The following is a 20484-nucleotide window of genomic DNA, read 5'->3' on the forward strand; positions in this document are numbered from 1 at the left end:
TTAACCCTGCCGGCCGCCCTACAGCCCGACCAGCGCGCGGGCGAAGTCGTTCGCGTCGAAGGCGTCCAGATCGTCGATCTGCTCGCCGACGCCGATGGCATGGATCGGCAGGCCGAAACGATCGGCAAGCGCCACCAGCACGCCGCCGCGCGCGGTTCCGTCCAGCTTCGTCATCACCAGGCCCGAGACATCGGCCAGCTGGCGGAATGTTTCCACCTGATTGAGCGCGTTCTGGCCGGTGGTTGCATCCAGCACCAGAAGCGTGTTGTGCGGCGCGCCCGGATCCTTCTTGCGGATCACGCGGACGATCTTGGCCAGTTCCTCCATCAGATCCTGGCGGTTCTGCAAGCGGCCGGCCGTGTCGATCATCAGCAGGTCGGCGCCCTCGGCTTCGGCCCGGGTCATGGCGTCGAAGGCAAGGCTGGCAGGGTCGCTGCCCTGGGCCGCGACCATCACCGGCACGCCCGCCCGCTGGCCCCAGATCTGCAACTGTTCCACGGCGGCGGCGCGGAAGGTGTCGCCCGCCGCGATCATCACCGACTTGCCCGCCGCGCGGAACTGGCTGGCAAGCTTGCCGATGGTGGTGGTCTTGCCCGCGCCGTTGACGCCCACGACCAGGACCACCTGCGGCTTTTTCGGATAAAGGGGCAGGGGGCGGGCCACGGGGGTCATGATCCGGGCGATCTCGCCCGCCAGAAGCTCCTTGAGTTCGGTGGACGACACCCGGCGGCCCATCCGGCCCTCGGCGATGTTGGCCGTCACGCGCAAGGCGGTTTCGACGCCCAGGTCCGCCTGGACAAGCATGTCCTCCAGTTCCTCGAGCATCTCGTCGTCGAGGGCGCGGCGCGGCTCCTCGGGGCGCGTGGCGGGGGCGGTGCCGAACAGGCGTCCCACGATCCCGCCCGAAGGGGCGGGCGCCGGGGCGGGGGCAGCCTCGGGCGCGGCCTCGACGATGTCGTCCAGCCCTTCTCCGATCTTCGAAGACGACCGCGTCAGCCGTTCGCGCAATTTGGTGAAAAACGACATGCCCGCACCTTTCCAATCCGCCGAAGACCCTAATCGCTGCGGGCCGAAAGGAAAAGGGCGGCAAATCGCTGCTTTCCCCCGGCCCGCCCTTGCGCTAGACCCGGCCCCGGACTTTTTCGGGGAATGGAAGGACCGTTCATGGCCAATGTGGTGGTTGTCGGCGCGCAATGGGGCGACGAGGGCAAGGGCAAGATCGTCGATTGGCTGAGCGAGCGGGCCGACGTGATCGCCCGCTTTCAGGGCGGCCACAATGCCGGGCACACGCTGGTCATCGGCAACACGGTCTTCAAGCTGTCGCTGCTGCCGTCGGGGATCGTGCGCGAGGGCAAGCTGGCGGTGATCGGCAACGGCGTGGTGCTGGACCCCTGGGCGCTGTTTTCCGAGATCGACAAGCTGTCGGCGCAGGGCGTCAGGATATCGACCGAGAACCTGATGATCGCGGAAAACACCCCGCTGATCCTGCCCCTGCATCAGGATCTTGACAAGCTGCGCGAGGAAGCCGCGGGCAAGGCCAAGATCGGCACCACCGGGCGCGGCATCGGCCCGGCCTACGAGGACAAGGTGGGCCGCCGCACGATCCGCATGGCCGACCTAGGCGACGAGGAAACCCTGGACGCGCGCCTGGACCGGCTGCTGGCCCATCACGACGCGCTGCGCCAGGGGCTTGGCGCGGAACCCATCGACCGGGCGGAACTGAAGGCCAGGCTGATGGAGGTGGCGCCGAAGCTGCTGCCCTATGCCCAGCCGGTGTGGAAGATCATGGCCGATGCGCGCAAGGCCGGAAAGCGCATCCTGTTCGAAGGGGCGCAGGGCAGCCTGTTGGACATCGACTTCGGCACCTATCCCTATGTCACCAGTTCCACGACCATGTCGGGTGCGGCGGCATCGGGGACCGGGATGGGACCGTCGGCCATCGGCTTCGTGCTGGGGATCGTCAAGGCCTACACTACCCGCGTGGGCGAGGGGCCGTTCCCGACCGAGCTGCACGACGCCGACGGCCAGCGCCTTGGCGAACGCGGCCACGAGTTCGGCACCGTCACGGGGCGCAAGCGCCGCTGCGGCTGGTTTGACGCGGTTCTAGTGCGCCAGACCTGCGCCATCAGCGGTGTGAACGGCATCGCCCTGACCAAGCTGGACGTGCTGGACGGGTTCGAGACGCTGAAGATCTGCGTTGGCTACGAGATCGACGGGGTGAGATACGACTATCTGCCGACCGCCGCCGCGTTGCAGGCCAAGGTCACGCCCATCTATGAGGAAATGGAGGGCTGGCAGGAGTCGACCCAGGGGGCGCGCAGCTGGGCCGATCTTCCGGCGGAGGCGATCAAGTACGTTCGCCGGGTCGAGGAGCTGATCCAGTGCCCGGTCGCGCTGCTCTCGACCAGTCCCGAACGGGACGATACGATCCTGGTCACGGATCCGTTCGCGGACTGAGGCCGCAGCCCGGGGGTTTCACACCCCCGGACCCCCGTGGGATATTTGGGCAAAGGTGAACAGGAGCGGCGGATGAACCTGAAGACGCGCAAGAGGCTGTCGCTGCTGATCCTGGTTGTCGGGATGCCGCTTTATGTCGTGGCGGCCGTCAGTCTGGTGAACTGGATGGACGCGCGGTTCGGACGCCAGCCGATCCTGATCGAGGTGGCCCTTTATGTGGGCCTCGGCATCCTTTGGGTTCTGCCCTTCAAGCGGGTGTTTTCCGGCATCGGGCGCGGGGAATGATCCCGCCGCTGGTCATCTCGGACCGGGGGGTGACGGTGATCGGGGGCGGCACGGCCACGCCTTACGACTTGCAGACCGCCTTGGCGGTGGCGCCCACCCTTGTGGCGGCGGACGGCGGGGCTGACCGGGCGCTGGCCCTGGGCCAGCCGCCCGACTGGGTGATCGGCGATCTGGACAGCATCTCGCCCGGGGCGCAAAGGCTGATCCCGGCGGGACGGATCCACCAAGTCGCCGAGCAGGACAGCACCGATTTCACCAAATGCCTGACCCGCATCGCCGCGCCATTCGTGATGGCCGTGGGCTTTGCGGGGCTGCGGCTGGATCACACGCTGTCGGCGCTGACCACCATGGCCTTCACCCCCCGGCCCTTTGTGATCCTGCTGACCTCGGACGACGTGGTGTTTGTCGCGCCGCCCAGGCTGACCCTGCCGCTGATGCCGGGGACGCGGGTGTCGCTGTATCCGATGGGGCCGGCGCGCGGGATCAGCACGGGGCTGGAATGGCCCATCGAGGGGATCGAGTTCGCGCCGGGCGGGCGGGTCGGCACGTCCAACATTGCGAACGGCGTCGTGACCCTGCGGATCGAGGGCAAGATGCTGCTGATGCTGCCGCGCAGCACGTTGGCGACGGTGATGACGGCCTTGCGGCTGCCTGCCTGAACGATCAAAGCCCCGTGCGGCGGTTGCCGCCCTGGCCGGGATGGCTTATCTGCAAGGGGCGAACCCGCGGAGGCATCCATGTCGCTGAACCCCATCCGTCCCTGGCGCAACATCGAGCGGCGGAAATCCCGACAGATCATGGTGGGCCGCGTTCCCGTGGGGGGCGATGCGCCGATCAGCGTGCAGACCATGACCAACACGGACGGCCATGACGTGCGCGCCACGCTGGACCAGGTGATCCGCGCCGCCGACGCGGGCGCCGACATCGTGCGGATTTCCGCGCCGGACCAGGAAACCACGCGGGCCCTGCGCGAGATTTGCCGCGAAAGCCCGGTGCCGATCGTGGCCGACATCCATTTCCACTACAAGCGCGCCATCGAGGCGGCCGAGGCGGGCGCGGCCTGCCTGCGCATCAACCCCGGCAATATCGGCGATGCGGCGCGCGTGCGCGAGGTGATCAGGGCCGCCAAGGATCACGGCTGTTCGATCCGCATCGGCGTCAATGCCGGGTCGCTGGAACGGCATCTGCTGGAGAAATACGGCGAGCCCTGTCCGGATGCGATGGTCGAAAGCGGGCTGGATCACATCAGGATCCTGCAAGACAACGATTTCCACGAATTCAAGATCAGCGTGAAGGCCAGCGACGTGTTCCTGGCCGCCGCCGCCTATCAGCAGTTGGCGGACGCGACCGACGCCCCGATCCATCTGGGCATCACCGAGGCGGGCGGCTTCGTGGGCGGCACGGTGAAATCCGCCATCGGCCTGGGCAACCTGCTGTGGATGGGCATCGGCGACACGATCCGCGTCAGCCTTTCCGCCGATCCGGTCGAGGAGGTGAAGGTCGGCTTCGAGATCCTCAAGTCGCTGGGCCTGCGGACGCGGGGGGTGCAGATCATCTCGTGCCCGTCCTGCGCGCGGCAGGGGTTCGATGTCATCAGGACCGTGGAAGCCTTGGAAAAGCGCCTTGAGCACATCAAGACGCCCATGTCTCTGTCGATCATCGGCTGCGTGGTCAACGGGCCGGGCGAGGCGCTGATGACGGATATCGGTTTCACCGGCGGCGGGGCGGGCAGCGGCATGGTCTATCTGGCCGGGCGGCAGAGCCACAAGATGACGAACGAGCAGATGATCGACCATATCGTGCGGCTGGTCGAGGAACGTGCCGAGAAGATCGAGGCCGAGGCCACGCAAACCGCCGCGGAGTGATCGCGTCCCGCGGCGTCGAGGGGTGAGGAGCGCACGGGAAAGGTCCGGCGGATCTTTTCAGCGACCAACGGGCGAAGCTCCGCCCCACGGATTCCGGCCGGATATTTCGGCGAAGAAGAAGTCCTCAGCCGCCCGTGTGGCTCATGTGGCGGCTCATCTGGCCGGCGACGGTCTGGCGCGAATAGTCGAAATCGTGTCCCTTGGGCTTGCGGGCGATGGCCGCGCGGATGGCGTCCTTCAAGACCGCATCGTCGGCCGACCTCCGCAGCGGAGCGCGCAGATCGGCGCGGTCTTCCTGGCCCAGGCACATGTAAAGCTCGCCCGTGCAGGTGACGCGCACGCGGTTGCAGCTTTCGCAGAAGTTATGCGTCAGCGGCGTGATGAACCCGATCTTCTGACCGGTTTCCTGCAAGCGGACATAGCGGGCAGGACCGCCCGTGCGTTCGGCAAGATCCAGCAGCGTGAAGCGTTCGGCCAGCCGCGCGCGCAGGTCGGACAGCGGCCAGTATTGGTCCAGCCGATCCTCGTTGCCCAGGTCGCCCATGGGCATGACCTCGATAAAGGTCAGGTCGTGGCCTTCGTCGCCGCACCAGCGGACCAGATCGAACAGTTCGCTGTCGTTCACGCCCTTCAGCGCGACGGCGTTGATCTTGACGCGCAGCCCTGCGGCGGTGGCGGCCCGGATGCCGTCGAGCACCTGCGGCAGCCGACCCCATCGGGTGATGGCCGCGAACTTGTCGGGGTCGAGCGTATCCAGCGAGACATTGACCCGCCGGACGCCGCAGTCCGCCAGCTCTCCGGCGTGTCGGCCAAGCTGGCTGCCGTTCGTGGTCAGGGTCAGTTCGTCCAGGCCCGCGCCCAGGTGGCGCGACATGGAACGGAAAAAGGTCATGATGTTGCGCCGCACCAAGGGTTCGCCGCCCGTGATGCGCAGCTTGCGGACGCCAAGGCCGACAAAGGCGCCGCACAAACGCTCCAGTTCCTCCAGCGTCAGAAGCTCGGCCTTGGGCAGGAACTGCATGTGTTCGGCCATGCAGTAAACGCAGCGGAAATCGCAGCGGTCCGTTACCGATACCCGCAGATAGGTGATCGGCCGCGCGAAGGGGTCGATAAGGGGTGCCGCCTGTTGCATGGTCTTAATCTAGGCGTGCTGGCGGTCGCAGACAAGCGGCGACTGGTTGTGGACGGGCGCGCGTTATGCAGACTAGGTTGAAGCTGAATAAGGGACAGAAGGGACAATCCATGCGTTTCACCACCGCCGCCCCGGCGATGATCCTGACCGCGGGCCTGTTGGCGGGCTGCACCCAGGGGGCGATGACGGCCAGCCGCACCGCTGCCGCCCCGCAGACGCAGATGACAACCGAACAGGCTGCCGCCGCAGCGGCCGTGACCCGCGCGCCCGCGCCGCGTCCGGCGGCCCGCGCAACCGCGGCCCAACTGGACACAACGACGCCCGAGCAGCGCGCCGCCGCCGCGCAACCGGCCGAGGCCGCCGAAACGAAGCTGGGCAGCACCATCGCCTCGCTGGGCGATCCGACCGAAGGCGGGTTCTGGATCAAGACGCCGCTGGTCAAGGACCGCGGCATCGGGCGGATCGTGGATCCGGCGACGGGCAAGTCGGCCAAGGTCGATCTGATACCGCTGGATGGTCCCGCCAGCGGCGGATCTCAGGTCTCTCTGCCCGCGTTGCAGCTGCTGGGGGTGTCGCTGACCGACCTGCCGACGATCGAGGTTTATCGGTCCTGAACCAGCCGCAGGGATTCCTTGCGCGCAAAGGGCTTCATCCGCGCCCCGTGATCGGCCAGAAAGGCCCGGACGCGGGGCGCGTCGCGTTTCGAAAGATCGCGCAGCCACCAGGCGATGGCCTTCTGGATAAAGGTGTGGCGGTCGTCCGCCAGCCGCGCGGCCCAGTCCAGAACGCGCTCGCGCGCCGCCAGGTCGCCGGGCTTGGGGTTGTTCAGCTTGGCCCAGGGCAGGGTGCCCACCAGGGCCGCGCGGCGGGTCCAGGGGTTCGGGTGGTCCAGCCAGGTTTCCGCCTGATCCAGCCGGGCGGGATCGGCCACCAGCCGTTTCTGTCCCGCGATCGTCGCGTGATCGGCAATGGCCCAGCCGTCGAACTGCGGCACCCATCCGGCAATCAGCGCCCACGCGGCCTGGTCGGGGCGGATGCGGGCCTGGGTCAGCAGCTTGGCCGCGGCGATCCGCGCCTCGTGGATGTCGCTGGCCCACAGGTCGCGGGCCAGGGCGATGCGCCCGTCCAGATCGCGGGACGCGCGCCATTCCGCCACCAGTGCGTCGATCTGCGGGTTCGATACCCCCAGATAGGTCCGCGCCGCCTTGTGATAGGCCAGCATCTGTTCGGCCTTGCCGGTCTCCGCCAGCGCCCGCAGCGCATCCAGTTCGTTCATGGGGGCCTCCGTTCCGCCGTTCTAGGGGTGGCAGAGGCCACGCGCCAGCGGTAAAAGACCTGCGCAATCAACAGGTGTGCCCATGTCTCATTCCACTGATCCCCGCCCGATGACCGCCCGCCGCAGCGGCCCCCTGCGGGGTGTGGCCCAGGTGCCGGGCGACAAGTCGATCAGCCACCGCGCGCTGATCCTGGGCGCGCTGTCGGTGGGCGAGACGCGGATCACGGGATTGCTGGAAGGTCAGGACGTGCTGGACACGGCAAAGGCCATGGCGGCATTCGGCGCGCAGGTGGACCGGCTGGGGACCGGCGAATGGTCCGTTCATGGGGTGGGCGTCGGCGGATTTTCCGAACCCGAGGGCGTGATCGACTGCGGCAATTCGGGAACCGGGGTGCGGCTGATCATGGGGGCGATGGCCACAACGCCCATCACCGCGACCTTTGCGGGCGATGCCAGCCTGTCGCGCCGCCCGATGGCCCGCGTCACCGATCCGCTGGCGCTGTTCGGCGCCCGGATCGCCGCGCGCGACGGCGGGCGGCTGCCGATCACCATCGAAGGCGCGGCCGATCCGCTGCCCGTCCGGTATCGCACCCCGGTCGCCAGCGCGCAGATCAAGTCGGCGATCCTGCTGGCGGTCCTCAACGTCCCGGGCGAGACGGTGGTGATCGAGGCGGAACCGACCCGCGATCATTCCGAACGGATGCTTGCGGGCTTCGGCGCCGAGATCCGCACCGAGACCACCGCCGAAGGACATGTGATCACGCTGCAAGGCCGCCCGGACCTGCGGGCGCAGCCCGTCGCCGTGCCGCGCGATCCGTCCAGCGCGGCCTTTCCGGTCGCCGCCGCCCTGATCGTGCCCGGATCCGAGATCCGGGTGCCCGGCGTCAGCCGCAATCCGACGCGCGACGGGCTTTACGTCACCTTGCTGGAGATGGGCGCGGACATCGCCTTTGAAGACCCGCGCGAGGAAGGGGGCGAGCCGGTGGCCGACCTGGTGGTCCGTCACGGCCCGCTGAAGGGCGTCACCGTTCCGGCCGAACGCGCGGCCAGCATGATCGACGAATTTCCGGTGCTGTCCGTGATCGCGGCCTTTGCCGAGGGCACAACGGTGATGAACGGCGTGGCGGAGCTGCGCGTGAAGGAAAGCGACCGGATCGACGCCATGGCGCGGGGGCTGGAGGCCAATGGCGTGACGGTCGAGGAAACCCGGGACAGCCTGACAGTTCACGGCATGGCCCGGGTGCCGGGCGGCGGCACGGCGATCACGCATCTGGATCACCGAATCGCCATGTCTTTCCTTGTGCTGGGTCTTGCGGCCGGGGCGCCGGTTTCCATCGACGACGGCGGGCCGATCGCCACGTCCTTCCCGGACTTCCTGCCCTTGATGCGGGGCTTGGGCGCGGACCTGGGCTAGCCGGTTTCTTCGTCGAACTTCACCTCGATGTTGTTGCCGTCCGGGTCCAGGACAAAGGCGGCGTAATAGCCGGGATGATAGTCGCGCAAGCCCGGTGCGCCATTGTCCGTGCCCCCCGCCCTCAGCCCGGCGGCGTGAAAGGCCTGCACCTCCTCGCGCGAATTGGCGATAAAGGCCAGGTGGATCCGGCTGGACGGTGCATTGGCATCGGCCTGGTCCAGATAGAAGCCGTCCAACTCCAGCCAATCCCGTCCGCCTCGGACTTCCTTGCTCAGGCCCAGAGCCTCGAAGACCGCCCGGTAGAAGACGATCGCCTTATCGAGATTCACCGACCGAAGATGGACATGGTCAAGGACATGAAGGGTTTTCTTGGTCATGCTCGCCTCCGACACCGCAACGCAAATGCGGGCCGGAGGTTCGAGAAATTTTTGTTAGGCGTGCCGCGGATAACCGACGGCGCGCAGGGCCAGGGCGATCTCGTCCAGGATGGCCGGGTCGTCGATGGTGGCGGGGGTCTTGAAAGGCTGACCATCCGCGATCTTGACCATCGTGGCGCGCAGGATCTTGCCCGAGCGGGTCTTGGGCAGGCGGTCCACGACGCAGGCCGTTCTGAAGGCCGCAACCGGGCCGATCCGGTCGCGGACCATGCCCACGACCTCTTGCACGACCTGGGCGTCGGGGGTGTTCGTGCCCTTCTTGAGGCACAGGAAACCCAGCGGCATCTGCCCCTTGAGGCTGTCGGCCACGCCGATCACGGCGCATTCGGCGACGGCGGGATGGGCGGACAGCACCTCCTCCATCGCGCCGGTGGACAGGCGGTGGCCCGCGACGTTGATCACGTCGTCGGTGCGGGCCATGATGTAGAGATACCCGTCCTTGTCGATACAGCCCGCGTCGCCGGTCTCGTAATAGCCGGGAAAATGCGACAGGTAGGACTTGCGGAACCGGTCCTCGGCGTTCCACAGGGTCGGCAGGGTGCCCGGCGGCAAAGGCAGCTTGATCGCCACCGCGCCCAGGGTGCCTGCGGGGAGCGGGTGGCCCGCCTCGTCCAGGATCTGCACGTCATAGCCCGGCAGCGCGACCGAGGGGCTGCCGTGCTTGACGGGCAGCAACTCGATCCCGAGCGGGTTGGCGACGATGGGCCAGCCGGTCTCGGTCTGCCACCAGTGGTCGATCACCGGCACGCCCAGCTTTTCCTCGGCCCAGCGGATGGTGTCGGGGTCGGCGCGCTCGCCCGCCAGATACAGGGCCTTGAAGTGGCGCAGGTTGTAGTCGCCGATCAGCTTGCCGTCGGGATCCTCGCGGCGGATGGCGCGGATCGCGGTGGGGGCGCTGAAGACACTTTTGACGCGGTGGTTCTGGATCACCCGCCAATAGGCGGCGGCGTCGGGGGTGCCCACGGGCTTGCCCTCGAAGACGATGGTGGTCGCGCCCACGGTCAGCGGGCCATAGCAGATATAGCTGTGGCCCACGACCCAACCCACGTCCGACGCCGCCCAGAACACGTCGCCCGCCTCGATGTCGTAGACGTTCTTCATCGACCAGGCGAGCGCGACCAGATGCCCGCCGGTATGGCGCACCACTCCTTTCGGCTGGCCCGTGGTGCCCGAGGTGTAAAGCACGTAAGCGGGGTGGTTGCCTTCGACCGGGACGCATTCGGCGGGCTTTACGCCGTACTGAAAGCTGTGCCAGGCCACGTCGCGGCCGGGGACCAGATGCGCCACCTCTTGCTCTCGCTGGAAGATGACGCAGAAATCGGGCTTGTGGGCGGCTTCCTCGATCGCGCGGTCGAGCAGCGGCTTGTAGGGGACGATGCGCCCCGGTTCCAACCCGCACGACGCCGCGATGATCGCCTTGGGCGTAGCGTCGTCGATGCGGACCGCCAGTTCATGCGCCGCGAAGCCGCCAAAGACGACGGAATGGATCGCGCCCAGTCGCGCGCAGGCCAGCATCGCTTCCAGCGCCTCGGGGACCATGGGCATGTAGATGATGACCCGGTCGCCCTTTCCGATGCCCTTGGCGCGCAGGGCGCCCGCAAGGCTGGCCACGCGGTCGCGCAGTTCGCCATAGGTGATGCCGCGATAGGACCGGGTGATCGGGCTGTCGTGGATGATGGCAAGCTGGTCGCCGCGCCCGGCCTCGACATGGCGGTCCACGGCGTTCCAGCAGGCGTTCAGCATTCCGTCCGCGAACCATTCCCCCGCCGGTCCCTGGTCGAAGAAGGCGCGGCTTGGCGGACGGTCCCAGTCGATCCTGCGGGCGGCGTCCAGCCAGAAGGCTTCGGGGTCTGCCTGCCAGGCGGCATAGATGTCGCGATACGACATGGTGGTGTCTCCTCACTCCTGCCGCATGTGTTACGAAGCCGAGCGGGGTTCGCGCAACAATGTTAGCGGGACAGGTCGGAAGCCCGCGGCAAAATACAGCAGATGACGCCTGCCTTGGTTTGCAAACCGCAAAAAGCTGCAAACCAGGCCATGCGGGCGCGTCGGTTTTGCAAATGCGGCAATGCAGTTGCGGCGCGCCGGGCGGTCATCAGCCGAATCGCCCGGCGCCGGTGATCAACTGTAATGGGCGACCGGGGTTCCGGCGAGAACGCTCATGTTCAGCAAGCCGCGCGTGGTGATGGAGGGGGTGACGATATGGGCGCGGTTGCCCATGCCCATCAGGATCGGCCCGACCTCCAGCCCGTTGGCGCGCATCTTCAGCGCGTTGCGCACGCCCGATGCGGCGTCGGTGCCCGCGAAAACCAGCACGTTCGCCACCCCCTCGAGCCGCGAGCCGGGGAAGATCCGTTCCCGCAGTTCCGGGCTGAGCGCCGAGTCCACGTGCATTTCGCCGTCATACATGAAGTCGGGCTTCCGGGCGTCCAGCAGGGCCATGGCCTCGCGCATCTTGCGGCCCGTATAGGTGTCGAGGTTTCCGAACTGCGAATGGCAGCAAAGCGCGATTTTCGGGGTCAGGCCGAAGCGGCGGACATGACGGGCGGCGCCCATCACCGTGTCCATCACCTGCTGCGGCGTGGGATCGTCGTTGCACTGGGTGTCCGCGATGAACAGCGGCCCGTCTTCCAGGATGATCATCGACAGCGCGCCGACGGGGTTCAGGCCGTCCCGCGCCAGGATCTCGCGGACATAGCGCAGGTGCCACGAATATTGCCCGAAGGTGCCGCAGATCAGGCTGTCGGCCTCGCCCCGGTGGACCATGACGCCGGCAATGGCGGTGGTGTTGGTGCGCATGATCGCGCGGGCGATGTCGGGGCTGACCCCGCGCCGGGCCATCAGCTGGTGATAGGTTTCCCAATAGTCGCGATAACGGGGGTCGTTTTCAGGGTTCACGATCTCGAAATCGCGTTCGGGGCGGATCGGCAGGCCCGCGCGTTCGGCGCGCATGGCGATCACCTCGGGGCGGCCGATCAGGATCGGCACGTCGGTCGTTTCCTCCAGCATGGCGTTGGCGGCGCGCAGGACGCGCTCGTCCTCGCCCTCGGCGAAGGCGATGCGGCGGGTGGCGGTGGCCGCGGCCTCGAAAACCGGGCGCATGATCAGGGCGGACCGGAAGACCGAACTGTCCAGCTTGCGCTTGTAGGCCTCCAGGTCGGCGATGGGGCGGGTCGCCACGCCGGTTTCCATCGCGGCGCGGGCCACGGCGGAACTGACCACGCCGACCAGACGCGGATCGAAAGGCTTGGGGATCAGGTATTCGGGGCCGAAGGTCAGCGTCTCGCCGCGATAGGCGGCGGCGGCCTCGGCGGCGGTGGTGGCGCGGGCCAGGGCCGCGATGCCCTCGATGCAGGCCAGTTCCATGTCCGCGTTGATGGTGGTCGCGCCCACGTCAAGCGCGCCCCGGAAGATGAAGGGGAAGCACAGGACGTTGTTCACCTGGTTCGGAAAATCGCTGCGGCCCGTGGCGATGATCGCGTCGGGGGCGACGGCGCGGGCGTCGTCGGGCAGGATCTCGGGGGTGGGGTTGGCAAGCGCGAAGATGACGGGGCGGCGCGCCATCCTGGCCACCATGTCGGGCTTCAGCACGCCGGGGCCGGACAAGCCCAGGAACAGGTCGGCGCCGTCGATCACCTCGGCCAGGGTGCGGGCGTCGGTGTCCTGCGCGAAGGCGGCCTTCTGGACGGTCATGTCCTCGACCCGGCCCTTGTAAACCAGCCCGTGGATGTCGCACAGCCAGACGTTCTCGCGCCGGACGCCCAGCTTCAGCAGCATGTTCAGGCAGGCGATCCCCGCCGCGCCGCCGCCGGTCGAGACGACCTTGATGTCGGCGAACCGCTTGCCCGCGACGTGCAGGGCGTTGGTGGCCGCCGCGCCCACCACGATGGCGGTGCCGTGCTGGTCGTCGTGGAACACGGGAATGTTCATCCGTTCGCGGCAAAGCTTCTCGACGATGAAGCAGTCGGGCGCCTTGATGTCCTCGAGGTTCACGGCGCCAAAGGTCGGCTCCAGCGCGCAAACGATGTCGGCCAGCTTTTCGGGATCGGACTCGTTCACCTCGATGTCGAAGCAGTCGATGTTGGCGAATTTCTTGAACAGGACCGCCTTGCCCTCCATCACGGGCTTGGACGCCGCGGCCCCGATGTTGCCCAGGCCCAGGACCGCCGTGCCGTTCGACACGACCGCCACAAGGTTCCCGCGCGAGGTGTAGCGGCTGGAATTGGCGGGATCGGCCTTGATTTCCAGGCAAGCCTCGGCCACGCCGGGGGAATAGGCGCGGCTTAGGTCGCGGCCGTTGGCCAGCGGCTTGGTCGCGCGGATCTCCAGCTTACCCGGACGCGGGAATTCGTGATAATCCAGCGCCTCTTGCCGGGCATTGTCCTGCCTGCGTTCTTCCATCTTTTCCCCCTCGGTCTGTGAATTAGTTGACCGTTAAACCATTTCCCGGGCGGGGAACAGAAGCCTTCGGCTTGCGTTGGCGGCAACCCTGCGCAAAACTGATGATCGAACTGATGGAGAATAACGGATGTCGCTGCTGGATGCCGCCCGCGAGGTGCGCGAAATGGCCTATGTTCCGTATTCCCGCTTCAAGGTCGGCGCGGCCGTCCGAGGCGCGTCGGGCGCGGTTTACCGCGGCTGCAACGTGGAAAACGTCGCCTATCCCGAAGGCACCTGCGCCGAGGCCGGAGCCATCGCCGCCATGGTCGCGGCGGGCGAGACGGAACTGATCGAGGTCGCGGTGATCGCCGACAGCCCGTCGCCCGTGCCGCCCTGCGGCGGCTGCCGTCAGAAGCTGGCGGAATTCGGCAAGGCGCATACGCCCGTGCTGCTGGCGACCACCGAGGGCGCGACGCTGGCGACAACGGTGGGCGAGCTGCTGCCGGGGCGGTTCGACGCCGGACACATGGCCAAGGCGGAATGACCGACCCGCGTCCCGTCATCGCGGCGGTCCGCGACGGCCGCGGCCTGGACGGCCCGGGCGCGGCGCTGATCGCGCAGGGGCTGGCCGACGGATCGGTCAGCGACGCCCAGGCGGGGGCCTTCGCCATGGCGGTTCTGGTCAAGGGCGTCGGCGTGCCCGGCCGCGTGGCGCTGACCCGGGCGATGCGCGATTCGGGCCATGTGCTGCACTGGGACTTGCCGGGGCCGGTGGTGGACAAGCATTCGACTGGTGGCGTCGGCGATGCGGTCAGCCTTGTGCTGGCCCCCTTGCTTGCCGCGCGGGGCATGTTCGTTCCCATGATCTCGGGGCGGGGTCTGGGCCATACCGGCGGCACGCTGGACAAGCTGGAGGCGATCCCCGGATACCGCTGCGACCAGGCCGAGGACGATCTCCGCCGGATCGTGCGCACCGTGGGATGCGCCATCGTCGCGGCCAGCGGCGATTTCGCGCCCGCCGATCGCAGGCTTTACGCCATCCGCGACGAATCGGCGACGGTGGAATCCATCGACCTGATCACCGCGTCCATCCTGTCCAAGAAGCTGGCGGCGGGCTTGCAGGCGCTTGTGCTGGACGTGAAGGCCGGGTCGGGGGCGTTTCTGCGCAAGTCCGAGTCGTCCCTGCGGCTGGCGCAGGCCCTGGTGGAAACCGCGAACGGCGCGGGGTGCGGGACTTCGGCCCTGATCACCGACATGGACCAGCCCCTTGCCCGCAGCGCGGGAAATGGCCTGGAAGTCGCCGAATCCATCCGCGTCTTGAAAGGCGAGCCGGGCGCCCTGCGCGACCTGACCCTGGCGCTTGCATCCGAGGTGCTGCGGCTTGTGGGGCAGGGGGATGACGGCCTGGCCGACCTGCTGGATTCCGGCGCCGCAGCCGAAGCCTTTGGCCGCATGGTCGCGGCGCAAGGCGGCCCCGCCGATCTTCTGGACCGTCCCGATGCGCATCTGGCGCCCGCGCCGGTTGTCCGTCCCGTTCCCGCGCCCGAGGGGCGCATCGCCCAGATCGACGTGACCGCGCTTGGTCACGCCGTTGTGGCCCTTGGCGGTGGGCGCGTCCGCGCGGCCGAGGCGATCGACCCCCGCGTCGGCCTGTCCAGGCTGGCGAAGCTGGGGGAAGAGGTCGGTCCCGGCCGTCCCCTGGCCCTGGTCCACGCCGCCGACGACACCGCGGCCGAGGTCGCCGTCGCGGCCGTCGCCGCAGCCTATCGCCTGGGCGAGGGGGGCGAACCCGGCCCTCTGGTCCGCGAACGGATCGCGCCGTGACGGAACGGCGCGCCTTTCTGATCGTGATGGACAGCGTGGGCATCGGCGGCGCCCCCGATGCGGATCAGTTCTTCAACGACAATCTGCCCGATACCGGCGCGAACACCGTTGCCCATATCGCGCAGGCCCGCCCCCTGGATATGCCGAACCTCGCGCGGCTCGGCCTGGGCGCGGCGGTGCGGCTGGCCTCGGGGCAAGAAGCGCCGGGCCTGATGGCGCCGCCGCAAGGTCTGTGGGGGGCGGCGACCGAAGTCTCTCGCGGCAAGGACACGCCATCGGGCCATTGGGAGATCGCGGGCGTTCCGGTGCCCTGGGACTGGCATTACTTTCCCGACTCCACCCCCGCCTTTCCGCCCGAAGTGACGGCGCGCATCTGCGAACTGGCGGGGACGGATGGGATCCTTGCCGACTGCCACGCCTCGGGGACGCAGGTGATCGAGGATTTCGGGGCCGAGCATCTCCGCACCGGCTGGCCGATCTGCTATACCTCGGTGGACAGCGTGTTGCAGATCGCCGCGCACGAGGATCGCTTCGGCCTGGACCGGCTGATCCGTCTTTGTGAAACGCTGGCCCCCATGCTGCACGCCATGCGCGTGGGCCGCGTGATCGCGCGGCCCTTCGTGGGCGAGGCGCCCGGCGATTTCCGCCGCACCGGCAACCGCCGCGACTTCGCCATCGCGCCGCCGGGCCGCACGATCCTGGACATCGCCCAAGGCGCCGGCCGCGTGACCCATGCCGTCGGCAAGATCGGCGACATCTTCAGCCACCGCGGCATCACCTGCCTGCACAAGGGCAAATCCGACGCGGACCTGGCCGGTCATCTGATCCGCCTGGGCAGCCAGGCGGAACCCGGCAGCCTGACCTTTGCCAATTTCGTGGAATTCGACACGAATTTCGGCCATCGCCGCGACATCGCGGGCTATGCCGCGCAACTGGAATGGTTCGACGGGGTGGCGGGGCGGTTCCTGGCGACGCTGCGCCCCGGCGATCTGGCGATCTTCACCGCCGATCACGGCAACGACCCGTCCTGGCACGGCACCGACCACACCCGAGAGCGGGTGGCCGTCCTGGGCCACGGCGCCGGCGCGCGGCAGGTGGGTCTTGTGGGCTTCAGCGACATCGGCGCCTCGATCCTCGCGCATCTGGGCCTGCCTCCGTCGGATCATGGAAGGTCGTTCTTGTGAAGAAGATCGAATTGCATCTGCATCTGGAAGGCGCAGCGCCGCCCGCCTTTATCCGGGGTCTTGCCGCAGAGAAACACGCCGACCTGACCGGCATCTTCGACGCACGCGGCAACTATGCCTTTGACGGTTTCGACGGCTTCCTGCGCTGCTACGAGGCCGCGACCAGCGTTCTGGAAACGCCCCGGGACTATGCCCGCCTGCTGGCCGAGGTGCTGGAACGGTCGGCCGAACAGGGCATAGTCTATACCGAGCTGTTCGTTTCGCCCGAGTTCTGCGGCGGCGGCGACCTGTCGGCCTGGCGCGACTACCTGGCCGCGATGACCGAGATCGCCGCCAAGGCGCGCGCGCAAGGCATCGACAGCCGCGCCATTGTGACCGCCATCCGCCATTTCGGCCCGGACCGCGCGAAAAAGACCGCGATCTGCGCGGCAGAAACGGCGGGCGAATGGGTCACGGGCTTCGGCATGGGCGGAGCTGAAACCGTGGGCCGGGCGGGCGATTACGCCTGGTCCTTCGATTGCGCGCGTGAAGCGGGCCTGGGCCTGACCTGCCACGCGGGGGAATGGGGCGGCCCCGACAGCGTCCGCGACGCGCTGGCGCTTGGCTGCACCCGCATCGGCCACGGCGTCCGCGCCATCGAGGATCCCGCCCTGGTCCGCGACCTGGCCGAGAAGGGCATAACGCTGGAGGTCTGTCCGGGATCCAACGTCGCGCTTGGCGTCTGTGCGTCCTGGTCCGCCCATCCCGTCGCGCGGCTGGCTGATGCGGGCGTTCGCGTCACCGTCTCGACCGACGATCCGCCGTTTTTCCACACGACGATGCGTCACGAATACGACCGGCTTGCCGACGCCTTCGGTTGGGGCGATACGGAACTCGCGCAGATCAACCGCTGGGCCGCCGAGGCTGCGTTCTGCGACCCTGCGACCCGCGACCGGCTTTTGAAGGAGTTCCCGTGACCCAACCGCACCTGACCGTCATCGACCACCCGCTTGTCCAGCACAAGCTGACGATCATGCGCCAGAAGGACGTGTCCACCGCCGGCTTCCGCCGCCTGCTGCGCGAGATCAGCCTGCTTCTGGCCTATGAGGTCACGCGCGAACTGGAACTGACCACCACCCGCATCGAGACGCCCTTGTGCGAGATGGACGCCCCCACGCTGGAAGGCAAGAAGCTTGCGCTGATCTCCATTCTGCGGGCGGGAAACGGCCTGCTGGACGGCATCCTCGAGATGATCCCCGGCGCCCGCGTCGGTTTCGTGGGCCTTTACCGCGACCCCGAAACGCTGCTGCCGGTGGAATACTACTGCAAGGTTCCCAAGGAATTGGACGCGCGGCTGACAATTGTCGTCGATCCCATGCTGGCCACCGGCAATTCCTCGGTCGCGGCCATCGACATGCTGAAGGCGCGCGGCGCCACCAACCTGCGTTTCCTGTGCCTGCTGGCCGCGCCCGAGGGTGTCGAGCGGATGCGCCAGGCCCATCCCGACGTGCCGATCTTCACCGCCTCGCTGGACGAAAGGCTGGACGATCATGGCTACATCGTGCCGGGCCTGGGCGATGCGGGCGACCGGATGTTCGGGACGAAATAGCCGTTAACCCCGGGTTCAGGCTTTCGGCCTATTGCTGATTCGGGAAATCGAATCGCGGGTGGCCGATGCGGGTCTTGGTTTGGATGATGCTGGTGCTTTGGCTGCCGGGGCGGGTCATGGCCGCGCCCGAGCCGCCCCCGCCCGGCGACTATCCGGGTGCGCAATACATCGACCGAACGGGCTGCGTCTTCGTTCGTGACGGTGCCGACTGGAAGCCCCGCCTGGACAAGCAGGGCGCGCCGATCTGCGGCTTTCCCCCCAGCCAGCCTGCCGAAGCGGCAGAGGCGCCCGCCGACCCGCCCACGCCCGAGGAGGCGCTGACGGCGGTGCTGGCCGAAGGTCTGCGGTCCGGCGATCTGCTGACGGACGCGCCCGCAGCGGCGCTGCGGGATGCGGCGCCCGATCCCGCGCAGGCGCAGCTGGACGCGACGCTTGCCCAGCAGGTCGATCTGGAAGCCCGGATTCGCAGCGCCATGACGGGCCGCGCGCCGGATGGGCTATGCGCGCGCTTGGGCTATCGCCCGGCGGCCGGGGGTGGGCCGATCCTTGGCGGGGATGTCACCCAAGGCCTTTGCCCCGGCATGACGGCAACCGATCTGGAACCTGGCATCACCACGGCCCCGGCTCGGGCCGGGATTGCTCCGGTCCCGGCGCCTGCCGAACGCCCGCCCAGGCTGTCCCGCAAGGCTGCGGCGCCCGCAACGCGACCACAAGGGGCCGAGCCTGCCGGATCCGCCTCGGTGGTGGCGCGCCGCCCCGCGCCCCCGCGACCCGCGGCCCCGGCAGCTGTCGAGATGATCCCGGCCAATGCGCGCTATGTCCAAATCGGAACCTATGCCGACGAAGCCAACGCCCTTGCGGCCCTGCGGCGGTTGTCGGGCATGGGATACCGGACCGCTCAACGGCACGAACGATCAAAAGACAAGGTGGCGAAAGCCATCCTGGCCGGGCCTTTCGCGGACAGGCAGGCGCTGGTGGCGGCGCTGTCGCGCCTGCGGGCGAACGGCTATCCCCGGGCGGTGGCCCGCTGAGGTCCAGACATGCAAAGGGGGCGCGAACGCCCCCGGAAATCCTGTGCTGGTCTGGTCGCGATCAGGCGGCGCGGCGCGCCTCGGCCTCGCGCGGGGCTTCTTCGCGGGTGAAGTAGCCGAACATCTGATCCAGCACGGCATCGGCCTGAGCCTGCAACTTGCGGGCGCCGAGGCTGAGGGGTTGTGAGGTGTTCTGTGCCATTGTCCTGTCTTCCGGGTCGGAGTGGTCCTCCCGACAGGGGAGATAGGCGCGCTGCCATGGCCTGTCCAGCGGCGGGGTGCCGCAGTGCGGCGATGCAAGGCTGCCATGCAGCCGCCGCATCAGCCGACCTGCACCATCCGATGCTTTTTCTTGCCGACCGAGACCTTCAGCCCGTCCCCGATCAGCGCCGCGTCGACGGCCATCTGCGGGTCGGACACCGCCTCGTTGTTCAGCCGCAGCCCGCCCTCGGCGATCAGGCGCTTGGCCTCCTTGCCCGATGCGGTGATTCCGGTCTGGACCAGCAGTTGCGCCACCGTCAGCCCGCCCGACAGGGCCTCGGCGCTGACCGTCGCGACTTCCAGATCGCCGCCCGCGCCGCCCTGTTCGAAGACCTCGCGCGCGGTGGCCTCGGCGCTGGCGGCGGCGTCGGCGCCGTGCAGCAGGGCGGTGACCTCGTTGGCCAGACGGATCTTGGCCTCGTTGATCTCGGACCCTCCGAGCGCGCCCAGGCGGTCGCATTCGGCGACCGGCAGTTCGGTGTATAGCTTCAGGAACCGGCCCACATCGGCATCGGTCGTGTTGCGCCAGAATTGCCAGAACTCGTAGGGCGAGAGCATCGCCCCGCTCAGCCAGACGGCGCCGCCTGCCGACTTGCCCATCTTGCGCCCGTCGCTGGTCGTCAGCAGGGGCGAGGTCAGGCCCCAGACCGCCGCGTCGTCCACCCGGCGGGTCAGGTCGATGCCGTTGACGATGTTGCCCCACTGGTCCGACCCGCCCATCTGCAACCGGCAGCCATAACGGCGGTGCAGTTCCAGGAAGTCGTAGGCTTGCAGGATCATGTAGTTGAATTCCAGGAAGGACAGCGACTGTTCGCGGTCCAGCCGGGATTTCACCGATTCGAAGGACAGCATCCGGTTGACGCTGAAATGCCGTCCGATGTCGCGCAGGAAATCGAGGTAGTTCAGCCCGTCAAGCCATTCGGCGTTGTTCAGCATCAGGGCGGCATCGTCGCCATAGGCAAGATAGCGCGCGAAGACCTGCTGCATTCCGTCGATGTTGGCCTGGATCGCGGCCTCGGTCAGCAGGGGACGTTCCTCGGACCGGAACGAGGGGTCGCCCACCTTGGTGGTGCCGCCGCCCATCAGCGTGATCGGCCGGTTGCCGGTCTTCTGGAACCAGCGCAGCATCATGATGTTCAGCAGGTGGCCGACATGCAGCGACGCCGCCGTCGCGTCATAACCGATATATGCCGTGACCGGCCCGTCAAGCAGCGCCCAGTCCAGCGCGGCGTGATCCGTGCAGTCGGCGACATACCCGCGTTCGAACATAACGCGCAGGAAATCGGACTTGGGGCTGTAGGTCATCGGCTTTTTCCTTCTGCTCGGCGCGGATATACCGGCTGGGGCATG

General features: G+C 68.1%; 20 protein-coding genes. 12 read left to right on the top strand and 8 right to left on the bottom strand.

Going from position 1 to position 20484, the window contains the following annotated elements; genetic code table 11:
- Positions 1-18 precede the first annotated feature (18 nt).
- Entirely contained in the window at positions 19-1026 is a 1008-nt protein-coding gene (gene ftsY / locus ACFOM8_RS00465) for a signal recognition particle-docking protein FtsY (RefSeq protein WP_377758305.1), read from the bottom strand.
- Positions 1027-1164: 138 nt separating this feature from the next.
- On the opposite strand from ftsY, the gene ACFOM8_RS00470 reads away from it, so the two are divergent.
- The 4 genes from ACFOM8_RS00470 to ispG all read left to right on the top strand — a co-directional run bounded on the left by ACFOM8_RS00470 (position 1165) and on the right by ispG (position 4607).
- Positions 1165-2457, top strand: coding sequence for an adenylosuccinate synthase (locus tag ACFOM8_RS00470; protein WP_377758306.1), 1293 nt, complete (start codon positions 1165-1167; stop codon positions 2455-2457).
- Positions 2458-2529: 72 nt separating this feature from the next.
- Positions 2530-2742, top strand: a complete 213-nt coding sequence (locus tag ACFOM8_RS00475; protein WP_377758308.1) for a DUF2842 domain-containing protein — start codon at positions 2530-2532, stop codon at positions 2740-2742.
- Positions 2739-3401, top strand: a complete 663-nt coding sequence (locus ACFOM8_RS00480; protein ID WP_377758309.1) for a thiamine diphosphokinase — start codon at positions 2739-2741, stop codon at positions 3399-3401. The genes ACFOM8_RS00475 and ACFOM8_RS00480 overlap by 4 nt, the downstream gene beginning before the upstream one ends.
- Before the next feature lie 78 nt (positions 3402-3479).
- Entirely contained in the window at positions 3480-4607 is a 1128-nt protein-coding gene (gene ispG / locus ACFOM8_RS00485) for a flavodoxin-dependent (E)-4-hydroxy-3-methylbut-2-enyl-diphosphate synthase (protein ID WP_377758311.1), read from the top strand.
- Positions 4608-4731: 124 nt separating this feature from the next.
- Here ispG and moaA read toward each other — a convergent pair whose 3' ends face one another.
- The gene (gene moaA / locus ACFOM8_RS00490) at positions 4732-5739 is read right to left on the bottom strand and encodes a GTP 3',8-cyclase MoaA (RefSeq protein WP_377758313.1); all 1008 of its coding nucleotides are present in this window, start codon (positions 5737-5739) and stop codon (positions 4732-4734) included.
- 110 nt (positions 5740-5849) lie between these two features.
- Between moaA and ACFOM8_RS00495 the strand changes: the two genes are divergently transcribed.
- On the top strand, positions 5850-6353 hold the full coding sequence (locus tag ACFOM8_RS00495; RefSeq protein WP_377758314.1) for a hypothetical protein: 504 nt from the start codon (positions 5850-5852) through the stop codon (positions 6351-6353).
- Here the strand turns inward: ACFOM8_RS00495 and ACFOM8_RS00500 are convergent.
- A complete protein-coding gene (locus ACFOM8_RS00500) occupies positions 6341-7015 on the bottom strand; it encodes a DNA alkylation repair protein (RefSeq protein ID WP_377758316.1) in 675 nt (224 codons plus the stop codon). The two genes, ACFOM8_RS00495 and ACFOM8_RS00500, sit on opposite strands and share 13 nt — an antisense overlap.
- Positions 7016-7097: 82 nt before the next feature.
- On the opposite strand from ACFOM8_RS00500, the gene aroA reads away from it, so the two are divergent.
- Positions 7098-8429, top strand: a complete 1332-nt coding sequence (aroA, locus tag ACFOM8_RS00505; RefSeq protein WP_377758318.1) for a 3-phosphoshikimate 1-carboxyvinyltransferase — start codon at positions 7098-7100, stop codon at positions 8427-8429.
- Here the strand turns inward: aroA and ACFOM8_RS00510 are convergent.
- The 3 genes from ACFOM8_RS00510 to ACFOM8_RS00520 form a co-directional block, all read right to left on the bottom strand.
- Positions 8426-8806: a VOC family protein gene (locus tag ACFOM8_RS00510; protein WP_377758320.1), complete on the bottom strand. Its 381-nt coding sequence runs from the start codon at positions 8804-8806 to the stop codon at positions 8426-8428. The genes aroA and ACFOM8_RS00510 overlap by 4 nt on opposite strands.
- Positions 8807-8860: 54 nt before the next feature.
- Positions 8861-10753 (bottom strand): propionyl-CoA synthetase, encoded by a 1893-nt coding sequence (locus ACFOM8_RS00515; protein ID WP_377758322.1) that lies wholly within the window; start codon positions 10751-10753, stop codon positions 8861-8863.
- Positions 10754-10987: 234 nt separating this feature from the next.
- Positions 10988-13267, bottom strand: coding sequence for an NADP-dependent malic enzyme (locus ACFOM8_RS00520; RefSeq protein WP_377758324.1), 2280 nt, complete (start codon positions 13265-13267; stop codon positions 10988-10990).
- Between the two features lie 127 nt (positions 13268-13394).
- On the opposite strand from ACFOM8_RS00520, the gene ACFOM8_RS00525 reads away from it, so the two are divergent.
- From ACFOM8_RS00525 to ACFOM8_RS00550, 6 genes are all read left to right on the top strand, one after another.
- Positions 13395-13790 (top strand): cytidine deaminase, encoded by a 396-nt coding sequence (locus ACFOM8_RS00525; protein ID WP_377758326.1) that lies wholly within the window; start codon positions 13395-13397, stop codon positions 13788-13790.
- Positions 13787-15070: a thymidine phosphorylase gene (locus ACFOM8_RS00530; RefSeq protein ID WP_377758327.1), complete on the top strand. Its 1284-nt coding sequence runs from the start codon at positions 13787-13789 to the stop codon at positions 15068-15070. The genes ACFOM8_RS00525 and ACFOM8_RS00530 overlap by 4 nt, the downstream gene beginning before the upstream one ends.
- Complete coding sequence (locus ACFOM8_RS00535) at positions 15067-16254, top strand: phosphopentomutase (protein WP_377758329.1); 1188 nt, start codon at positions 15067-15069, stop codon at positions 16252-16254. Before ACFOM8_RS00530 ends, ACFOM8_RS00535 begins: the two co-directional genes overlap by 4 nt.
- Entirely contained in the window at positions 16251-17210 is a 960-nt protein-coding gene (locus tag ACFOM8_RS00540; RefSeq protein ID WP_377758331.1) for an adenosine deaminase, read from the top strand. The genes ACFOM8_RS00535 and ACFOM8_RS00540 overlap by 4 nt, the downstream gene beginning before the upstream one ends.
- Positions 17207-17842, top strand: coding sequence for a uracil phosphoribosyltransferase (gene upp / locus ACFOM8_RS00545; RefSeq protein WP_377758333.1), 636 nt, complete (start codon positions 17207-17209; stop codon positions 17840-17842). Before ACFOM8_RS00540 ends, upp begins: the two co-directional genes overlap by 4 nt.
- Before the next feature lie 83 nt (positions 17843-17925).
- Positions 17926-18873 carry an SPOR domain-containing protein gene (locus ACFOM8_RS00550; RefSeq protein ID WP_377758334.1) on the top strand — a complete coding sequence of 316 codons (948 nt, stop codon included), beginning with the start codon at positions 17926-17928 and terminating at the stop codon, positions 18871-18873.
- 61 nt (positions 18874-18934) lie between these two features.
- Here ACFOM8_RS00550 and ACFOM8_RS00555 read toward each other — a convergent pair whose 3' ends face one another.
- Together ACFOM8_RS00555 and tyrS are read right to left on the bottom strand one after the other, a co-directional pair.
- Positions 18935-19075, bottom strand: a complete 141-nt coding sequence (locus tag ACFOM8_RS00555; RefSeq protein ID WP_377758336.1) for a hypothetical protein — start codon at positions 19073-19075, stop codon at positions 18935-18937.
- A gap of 119 nt (positions 19076-19194) precedes the next feature.
- On the bottom strand, positions 19195-20439 hold the full coding sequence (gene tyrS, locus ACFOM8_RS00560) for a tyrosine--tRNA ligase (RefSeq protein WP_377758337.1): 1245 nt from the start codon (positions 20437-20439) through the stop codon (positions 19195-19197).
- Between the last annotated feature and the right edge of the window lie 45 nt (positions 20440-20484).

Source organism: Paracoccus angustae, assembly GCF_042648745.1.
Taxonomy (GTDB): domain Bacteria; phylum Pseudomonadota; class Alphaproteobacteria; order Rhodobacterales; family Rhodobacteraceae; genus Paracoccus; species Paracoccus angustae.